Below are 9,471 nucleotides of genomic sequence, written 5' to 3'. Positions count from 1 at the left end.
CGCGGCATCGGCCGGCTTCTACATCACGCTGGCCGCCGACGTCGCGGTGATGGCACCAGGAACCCACATCGGTGCGGCGCACCCGGCGACGATCGGTGGATCCCCTGGCGAGCAGAAGGAGGGCAGCCGGACCATGGAGGAAAAGGCGGCGTCAGACCTGGCCGCCTATGCGCGATCACTCGCAGAGGCTCGTGGTCGAAACGTCGCTCTCTCGGACGAGGCCGTGCGAAAGAGCCGGTCGTTCACAGAGAGCGAAGCCCTCGAGGCCAAGCCGCCGCTCATCGACTTCATCGCCGCGGATGTGAACGACGTCATCCGCCAGTTGGATGGCCGCCGTATCACACGCTTCAACGACCGCGAGGCGACGTTGCGCACAGCGGGAGCCCGCGTGGAGCACCTCGCTCCGAACTGGCGGCAGCGATTCCTCGGCGCAATCGCGCATCCCCAGATTGCGGTTCTGCTCTTCAGCCTCGGCATGCTCGGGCTCACCGTCGAGCTGTGGTACCCAGGGTCGATCGTTCCTGGGGTGGTTGGCGGGCTCTGCCTGCTGCTCGCATTCCTTGCATTCCAGGTGCTGCCAATCGACGTCACCGGCTTGCTGCTCATCGCCCTCGGACTGGGGTTGCTCGTCCTCGAGCTGAAGGTGCCGAGCTTTGGTGCGCTGGGCGTCGGTGGCGCGGTCAGCCTCATCCTGGGCTGGATCGTCATGATGGGCAACACGCCTGGCGTGACGGTCAACTTGGGCCTCATCGTGCCGGTATCACTGGCCTTTGCTGCGATCTTCGTCTTCCTCGGCCGCCTCGCGCTCGCCTCGCAGCGGCAACCCGCGGTTACGGGTACCGCCGGCATGGCGGGTGAGCGTGGCCGCGCCCTCACCGACGTCCCAGTCGGCGGCATCGGGACGGTCAGTGTGCACGGTGAATTCTGGTCTGCGACCGCCCACGAGTCGATTCCGCGCGACACTCCTGTGGAGGTTGTCGCTATCGATGGTTTGACGCTCACCATTCGCCCTATCGAACGTTCGTCTCCCGGAGGCTCCACGTCATGACCCTTTCTCCATTGGTGATAATTCTCGGGATCGTCGTACTGTACCTGCTCAACTCGCTCAAGATCCTGAACGAGTACGAGCGGGGCGTCATCTTCCGGTTGGGTAAGCTGCTGCCACAGCCCAAAGGCCCCGGGCTCATCTTTGTTTTCCGGCCCATCGACCGCATGGTGCGCGTCAGCTTGCGGACGATCGTGTTCGATGTCCCGCCGCAGGACATCATTACGCGCGACAACGTCTCGGTGAAGGTCAACGCCGTGCTCTACTTCCGGGTGATGAACCCGCAGAAGGCCATCGTCGAGGTGGAGAACTTCCACTATGCCACGTCGCAGCTCGCGCAAACCACCTTGCGGAGCATCCTCGGGCAGGCGGAGCTCGACGATTTGCTCGCTCAGCGCGAGCGGCTCAACATCGAGCTTCAACAAATCCTGGACTCTCAGACGGACCCGTGGGGCATCAAGGTCTCATCGGTCGAAGTGAAGCACGTGGACCTGCCGGCAGACATGCAGCGCGCCATGGCGCGGCAAGCGGAGGCGGAGCGGGAGAAGCGTGCGAAGATCATCCATGCAGAGGGCGAGCTGAGCGCGTCGGAGAAGCTGGCCCAGGCGGCCGCCGTGATCAATCGCGAGCCCGCCGCCATCACGCTGCGCTATTTGCAGACGCTGACAGACATCTCCGCCGAGCACAACTCGACGATCATCTTCCCGTTGCCCATCGATCTCTTGAGGATGGTTCGTGACGCCGCCGGTTCGTCGAACAGCCCGCGATAGAGACGGCAACTCAAGAGAGCACCCGTCGTCCGCGGCGTACGGAGCACGCGATACGTAGCGAGGGGTCTTCAGACCCCTCGCGTGGTCTTCCGCGGAATGCACACACCGAGAAGGATTGACCCATCGCAACCGTCGTCGGGCACCATCACGCAAGGATCACTCGTCTCGTACCAAGTCTGGGCCAGCCTCTATGTCGTCATGGTCTGGTTCTTCTTGGGTATGGAGTGGCTCTTCTTCGTCACGAAGCCGTCGTTTCTCTCCGTGGTCGATTGGACCGGCCGCATCGGCGCCCTCGCGACCGCCACTCTACCGCTGCTCATCGCCGGTCTTGCGCTGCTTGGCGCGCTCTGGCTCGTGGGACGCGCGATCGCGCCGACCATCGGCAGAAACGCCGGTCGCTGGCTTCTGCAGCTCCCGCTCGCCTTGGTGCTGCTCGCCTCACTGATGCTCCTCCTCGACAACTTCACGCACACCGTCTTCGGCTGGGGCATCCGCTCGCTCGATCGCTCGCGCCTGTGGTACGCCGGCGCGCTGCTCCTGACTGGGGGGCTCCTCTACGTGTGGACGGGCAGAGTGGCTGCTGCGCTCCACGCGAGCGCGCAGCACCGACGCCGGTGGATGAGGGTCGCCGCGGCTCTCATCTGCGCGGCCGCCGCCGCCGGCGTGGTGGAAGCGGTCTCTACCTGGAGGAGCCGCTCCATATCCGGGGCCATTGGAGCTGTGAAGGCGCGTCCGAACATACTGCTCGTTGGCCTCGACGGCGCGAACGCGAACCAGATGTCGCTCTACGGCTACCAGCGCCAGACAACGCCTTTCCTCGAGGAGCTTGCGCCACGGTCACTAGTGTTCTCCAACGCGTTCTCGAACGCAGGCAATACGGCTGGCTCGCTCACGTCCATTCTCACGGGACGTGCGCCCACGACCACGCGCGTCATCTACGCGCCCGACATCCTGCGAGGTCCGGATACGTCGCTCCACTTGCCGGCCATCTTGCGCGCCCTTCGCTATCGGACTGGCCAGTTCGCCGTGCGCCACTACGCTGCATCGGTGGACTTCAACATGCAGAACGCATTCGACGTCGTCAATAGCCAGTTCGGGTCGAATCGATTTCCGGGATCGCAGGTGATCGCGCAGACGGGACCGGGACGTTATCTCTTCGGGCAGGTCCTGGACCGAGTGCGGACGCGCGTCGAGCAGCTGGCCAATGAGGGTAAGGCGGATCCGTTCGAAGAGATCACCGAGCCCCTCTGGGTGCAATACATGGATGAGAGCCGGATGCGGCAGGTCACGCGCTTCATTCAGGAGAGCAATGAGCCGTTCTTTGCGCACGTCCACATCATGGTGTCGCACGGTCCACAGTTTGCGCCCCGGCAGCGACGATTCTCGGTAGGCATGAAGCAGACGGACGATCGGATGCGTGATTTCTATGACGACGCCATACTCGATGCGGATGAGTATCTGCGCGAGATAGTCGACCTCGTCAAGCAGCGCGACGCGTTTGACAACATGCTGCTCGTCGTCTACTCGGACCACGGTGCAGGGTTCCAAACGAATATACCGCTGCCGCTGGTCATTCGTTTGCCTGGGGGCGTGCGAAGCGGCCGCGTCGGAGTGACGGCGCAGATGATTGACATTGCGCCAACCGTGCTCGATGTCCTCGGCATCGGAGCCCCGCGCTGGATGGAGGGCACGTCGCTCGTTCGCGACGTCCCTCCCTGCCGACCAGTCTTCGGCGCGATCTCGACGACGCCCACAGTCCAGCATGGGGCAGGCATCGCGACCGACCCCGTGCCGCCGTTCTACAGCCTTGGTGTCGTCACGCTCGTTCGTGGGAACCGCTGGCGCTATCTCAAGGTGGACCGCAACCCGCCCAAGGCACTTGGTGGGCGTGTGCCACTCCTACCCGGTGCGGAAGGGTGCAAGGCGCTCGAGCCGGAGGAAGCCACGCAGATGCTCATCGAGCACTTGCGATCAAAGCGCTATGACGTGCCGGCCTCGTTTGGGTCCTAAGAGAAACGCTGAGAAACGGGGACAGCCCTCGTTTTCCGAATAACGGAAAACGAGGGCTGTCCCCGTTTTTGGATTAAAACGACACGAACTCCGTTGCCCGCAGGAACGGACTCTTGCCGGTGTTCAAGTTGACACCCACGCTCAGCGACGAGATGGTGAGCTTCAAGCGTTGGTTGGCGAGCTGCAGCGGCGTGCTCACCGGAATCGTGATGGTCTCCTGATCCATACAGAGACCGGCGCCTCGCTTCGCCTCTCCGAGCAGACGTTCGTCGCTGCCGTCGGCGTTGGTGACGGTCAAGCGCACAGGCTTGCTCAGCGTCAGCGTGAGCGAGCAGGGGATCGTCAGCTCGAAAGCTGCGGCGTCCAGGAACGTACCGGTCAGGGTGGGCTCGCTGAACCAGCTCGGCGCGCCCAAGAGATTAACGATGAGCACCTGTGGTTCCGGCTGGGCTTCATTCATGGTGAAGCCGCCATTGGTCTCTTCAACGTCCTTCCCGTGGAGGAAGAACGTCAGCGCGCGCGGTGCGACAACCTCGTAAGGACAACTGACCGTCGTGGTATGCCCCGCAGCATCGGTACCGCTGAGGGAGACGCTCTGCGTGCCGGCTTTCGTGGTGTCCGCAGCCGCAACTACGCGCGGTGCCACGGCGCCAGACAAGGCATCCTCGACTGTCGCCCCCACCTCTGCGCCGGTCTGGTTCAGCACAAACGTCGGCGGCGAGTCGCAAGTCACGGTTGGCGGAGTACGGTCGATCGGCACGGCCACGCTCGTTACAGCGCTCTCATTGCCCGCGGTGTCCTCGGCAGCCGCGTAGACCGAGTGCTTCCCATCGGCACTGAGCTCGCCGCCCGCGCCAGCAAACGCGCACTGCCGTGGGAGATCTCGGATGTCGCCCGGCACTGCCCCGGGGTCAACCACACAGCACACCTCCGCCAGACCGGAACCGTCAGGTTCATCAGCGGCGGAGACCGTCACGTGCACCGGCGAGACGTACCACTCGTTCGAGCTCGTGCCCTCTCCCGGGACGACGTCGATAGCGACTGTCGGCGCCGCGAGGTCAGCCTCGGCAAGCGCGAAGACACTAGCCGACCCTTGGTCTCTGCTCCCCACATCCGCGGCGGAGGCACCGATGACGATGGTCTTCCCACTCATAGCGACGGAGGACCCAAAGAGGTCTTCGGCCGCACCGTTCGAGGCCGTCACCTGCACGGTCTGATCGACCGGTGCCCACCCATCGGCCGGCCGCGTCAAGACGTGTGCAGCACCCTGGCTCGCGTTGTCGTCGTGCGCTGCCGCCGGCACGCCCGCCAGGATCACATCTCCGGTGGTTGCAACGGACCAGCCGAACAGGTCGTCGGCGGCACCGTCCGGTGCTGTCAGCGCTGCGGTCTCGGAAGTGTCGATCCAGCGGCCCTCCGGCCGCACGAACACATACACGGCCCCTTGGTCGTCACTCCCGCCGCTGTCGTTGAATGGTGCGGCCACGGCAACGGTGGTCCCGCTCATCGCAACGGAGTGACCGAACCAGTCCCCCTCGCCACCATTGGAGGGCGTGAGCTTCGCCATCTCCGTGAGACTGACCCAGCCGTTCAGGGGGCACTCGAAGAGATAGGCCGCGCCTTGCTGCAGGGTCTCGCCAGCGGTGACCAGCGGCGCACCGGCGATGACGTAGGTTCCCGACACGGCAACCGACCAACCGAGCCGGTCGCCGGCGGCGCCATCCGACGCCGTGAGCTTTGCGGTCTCCTGTGCGGAGGTCCAGACACCCTCGAGCGGTGCGAAGACATAGACCGCACCCTGGTATGCGTTGCCATCCAGAGCCGCGAAGGGTGCACCCACAGCCAGGAATCTCCGGGTAATGCCCACGGCACTGCCGAACGAATCGAGCGCTGCTCCGTCAGAGGCGACGAGCTTGGCGGTCTCGACGGCAGTCGTCCATCCGCTCGGCGAGCGCGTGAAGACATACGCAGCCCCCTGATCGACGCTGTCACTGACGTCGGCGAGCGGCGCCCCTACGACAATCGTGTTGCCGGAAATGGCCACGGCCGAGCCGAAGGAGTCGAGCGCCGCACCGTCCGACGCGGTGAGCACCGCGGTCTCCGTGGCGTCACGCCATCCGTCCGTGGAGCGGACGAAGACGTAGACGACGCCTTGGCCCTCGTTGTCGCCAACCCTGGCCATGGGCACGCCCACGACAACCGTGTCTCCGCTCGCCGCGACCGACCAGCCGAAGCGGTCATCGGCCTGTCCATCCGAGGCGGTCAGGATCGCCTGCTCGGCGGCAGTCAGTGAGGCCTGGTCGTCGACGGCCAGAGCCTGCGCGTCATTGTCAACGGTGGGATCTGCGTGATCTTCACCGGCGGGATCTTGGGGCGATGCAACGGCAACCATGGCGAACGCGAGGAGGTAAATCGCCACGGCAGAACGCGGTGTGACCAACGTGTGTCGGCCCTCCCATCGAGGCCGCCACGAGCCGAGCCGCCGCAGGCGGCCGGCTATAGCGCGCGCGTGTTGGAGCGTCATCACGGTCTCCCTTCCCATTTGAGAGGCCCCGCTCATGTGATCTGGGGACATCGCCTGGGCGAGCTCGCCTCTCACCGATCAACGGTTCGGTACACGGCTGCTCTGGCTTGCGCTGGGGACTCTTGTGTGCCCGACCTAACCGCCGAAGCGCGAAGGTGGAAGGTCGGGCCTACATGGGTGTGGGTCGAACGGCCGACGGATAGAATACTCTAGCAGAGTTAAAGTGACTAGTGGATTCGTGCTGGTGGCGGCAGTCGACGATCGACGATCTCCATCGGATCGGCCTCTACGTGCTTGGTCACGCTGAATTGACTCGACGGCACGATGCGAACCACGGGCACGGCACTGGTGGGTGCATTGACGACATTTGACCGCCAGACCAGCTGCCTGGGCTCCTGGCGGCGCCGCCGTGGTCTCGGCGGCCGCTGGGGTCTACGGAGATGTCTTCGCGGCGGCCTGGACGGTGAGTGTCGCAGGCTTTACCAAGCACGCTTCCGGTTGCAGATTTGACGATGTATCATCGTCGAAGAGTTGAGAGAAGTGCGACGCCGTTCGCGAGCAAGCCCTCGATGGCGACCAAAAGCGGGGGGACAGCGAAGCTAAAGGATTGGCATTCGATTTGCCTTCCATTCCAGCATGGAGGGCTTCAGAGTATGGACATGGCAGTCATGGGGCACATGGTCACTGCGGACGAACTGTTGCGAATGCCGGACGAGAACGGGTTCACCCACGAGCTCGTGTACGGGAGGGTGGTGAAGATGCCGCTTCCCGGTTGGGTACACGGATGGCTCGCGGGGCGTTTGTACGCGGTGATCTATCAGCACGTGCAGGAAAACGACCTTGGCCTCGTCTTTAGCCAAGACACCGGGGTCACGGTGACGAGCAACCCTGACACGGTTCGCGGGCCGGATGTTGGCTACGTTTCTCGCGAGCGTGCTGCAGGACCTCGCCCGTCGACGGGATACTGGCTTGGAGCGCCGGATCTGGTTGTGGAGATCAGGTCTCCCAACGATCGCTACGCCAAGCTGCGCGCCAAGGCGGAAGAATGGCTCGCACACGGCGCTCGTACGGTCTGGGTCATCGAACCGGAGCGCGTTGCTATCACGGCGCATTACGCCGACGGCACGAAGCGGCTCTTCACGGCAAACAACGTTATCTGCGACGAGAAGCTACTTCCCGGATTCCGGTATCTGGTCCGTGATCTTCTGGCATTGCCCGAATTCGAACAGCGAGCCTGAACCGCGTGGGGTCTTCCCCTCAGACCGCTAGTTTTTCTCGCGGCTCAGTCGGTTCTTGGTCTCCTCGCAGCTACAATCCGTGCTGTATTCGGTCGTGGATCTCCACCTCCATGGGGTGGTCGGTGGGCGCGCTTGCTCGATCTGATAAGCGCAGCTCGCGTACCGCTGGGCGTTCTGGAAGGAGGAACATCGGATGCGGAGACACTCGCAAGAAAATCAGTCTTCCCCCCGACCGCTGAGCATCGTCGGTTGTGCGATTCTAGCGGTCGTCCTTGGCGGTGGCAGCGCGCTCGCCCAGTCCGCCAACATTCTCATTCCCGATCGCGCCGTCCCAGACCGCTACATCGTCGTCCTGCGCGATGATGAATCTGTTCGAGCCGTAGGCGGCGTCTCTATGCTCGCGTCCACGCTAGCCGCGGAGCATAGCGCGGCGCTGACGTTCGTCTACGAACATGCTCTCACTGGATTTGCCGCAGTGATGTCGGCGGACGCCGCACAGGCGCTCGCAAAGAATCCGCGCGTCAGATACATCACGCAAGTTGGCATCGTCCAAGCCGTCGACACGCAACCCAGCCCACCCTCCTGGGGGCTCGATCGCATCGACCAGCGTGCGCTACCGCTCGACGACACCTATACGTACGCCGCCACAGGAGCGGGCGTACACGCATACGTCATCGATACCGGCGTGCGCCTTACGCACAACGACTTTGCCGGTCGAACCGGCAACGGCTACGACGCGGTCGCCGATGACAATGACCCCAGCGACTGCAATGGTCACGGCACGCACGTGGCGGGCACGATCGGCGGCAGCGCGCATGGCGTGGCCAAGGAGCTCACGATTCATGCCGTCCGGGTGCTCGACTGCAACGGCTCCGGCACCACCGATCAGGTAGTGGCAGGTATCGACTGGGTCACGGCTAACCATCAGAGCCCCGCGGTCGCCAACATGAGCCTCGGTGGAGGCGCGGATCAAGCACTCGACGAAGCTGTGCGGAATTCCATCGCGGCTGGCGTGACGTACGCCATTGCGGCCGGCAACGGCGACGCCGACGGCAACCCCATCGACGCGTGCTCGCAGTCGCCAGGCCGGGTCGCAGAGGCGATCACGGTTGGCGCTATGCAAGAGAACGATGCCGTGGCGTCGTTCTCGAACGACGGCGCCTGCCTCGACGTCTATGCTCCCGGCGTCGGCATCACATCGGCGTGGATCGAGGGCGACAACGACGTCAGCACCATCAGCGGGACATCGATGGCTGCGCCGCACGTGGCAGGTGTGGCCGCGCTGTACCTGGAACAGAGGCCTGAGGCAACGGCGCAGGCCATACATAACCTGCTGGTCGGAAGCGGCACGCCCGACGTCCTGACCGGTGTACCAGGAGACACGGCGAACATCCTGCTGCACTCGCAGCTCGACGACGGCGGTGAGCCGCCTCCACCACCGCCACCGCCCGGAAACTGCGCGGGCCTGTCCGAGCAGTACTCCGGAACGCTCGACGGAAATGGCGACAACGACATCCAGCCTGAAGGCAATTACTTCGAGGCGGGCGCGGGCACGCACGTCGGTTGTGTGGATGGCGCCGACGGGACCGACTTCGATCTGTATCTCTACAGGTGGAACGGTGATGGGTGGATGAGGGTCGCCGGTGGCGAGAGTGCGGGCTCTCACGAGGAAGTCAGGTACGAGGGCGACGCTGGCATTTACGTGTGGGAGGTCTATTCCTATCGTGGTGCAGGCAGCTATACCTTCGGGATGTCGCGGCCTTGACCACTTGAGTTGTGAGTTGTGAGTCTGACCTCGACGCGCTTCTGTGCGAAGTCTCACAACTCATGACTCACGACTCACAACCAACATCACCCTCGCGGGATGCTCTTGGGATTTGCGAT

At 64.0% G+C, this 9,471-nt stretch carries 6 protein-coding genes; 5 read left to right on the top strand and 1 reads right to left on the bottom strand.

Annotation, left to right across the window (positions count from 1 at the left end; all coding sequences use genetic code 11):
- From GEV06_27205 to GEV06_27195, 3 genes are all read left to right on the top strand, one after another.
- The coding region (locus GEV06_27205; GenBank protein MPZ21548.1) for a nodulation protein NfeD at positions 1 to 1,048 on the top strand (1,048 nt) is incomplete at its 5' end.
- On the top strand, positions 1,045 to 1,815 hold the full coding sequence (locus tag GEV06_27200) for a slipin family protein (GenBank protein ID MPZ21547.1): 771 nt from the start codon (positions 1,045 to 1,047) through the stop codon (positions 1,813 to 1,815). The genes GEV06_27205 and GEV06_27200, both read left to right, overlap by 4 nt.
- Before the next feature lie 96 nt (positions 1,816 to 1,911).
- Positions 1,912 to 3,825, top strand: a complete 1,914-nt coding sequence (locus GEV06_27195) for a sulfatase-like hydrolase/transferase (protein MPZ21546.1) — start codon at positions 1,912 to 1,914, stop codon at positions 3,823 to 3,825.
- 73 nt (positions 3,826 to 3,898) lie between these two features.
- Here GEV06_27195 and GEV06_27190 read toward each other — a convergent pair whose 3' ends face one another.
- A complete protein-coding gene (locus GEV06_27190; protein ID MPZ21545.1) occupies positions 3,899 to 6,400 on the bottom strand; it encodes a hypothetical protein in 2,502 nt (833 codons plus the stop codon).
- Positions 6,401 to 6,861: 461 nt separating this feature from the next.
- Between GEV06_27190 and GEV06_27185 the strand changes: the two genes are divergently transcribed.
- Both GEV06_27185 and GEV06_27180 read left to right on the top strand, forming a co-directional pair.
- The gene (locus tag GEV06_27185) at positions 6,862 to 7,587 is read left to right on the top strand and encodes a hypothetical protein (GenBank protein ID MPZ21544.1); all 726 of its coding nucleotides are present in this window, start codon (positions 6,862 to 6,864) and stop codon (positions 7,585 to 7,587) included.
- 193 nt (positions 7,588 to 7,780) lie between these two features.
- Positions 7,781 to 9,352, top strand: coding sequence for a S8 family serine peptidase (locus tag GEV06_27180; GenBank protein ID MPZ21543.1), 1,572 nt, complete (start codon positions 7,781 to 7,783; stop codon positions 9,350 to 9,352).
- Positions 9,353 to 9,471 lie beyond the last annotated feature (119 nt).

Source organism: Luteitalea sp., from assembly GCA_009377605.1.
Lineage (GTDB): Bacteria > Acidobacteriota > Vicinamibacteria > Vicinamibacterales > Vicinamibacteraceae > WHTT01.
The sequence above is the reverse complement of the archived record's forward strand: the minus strand, read 5'-3'. Positions and strand labels throughout refer to the sequence as shown.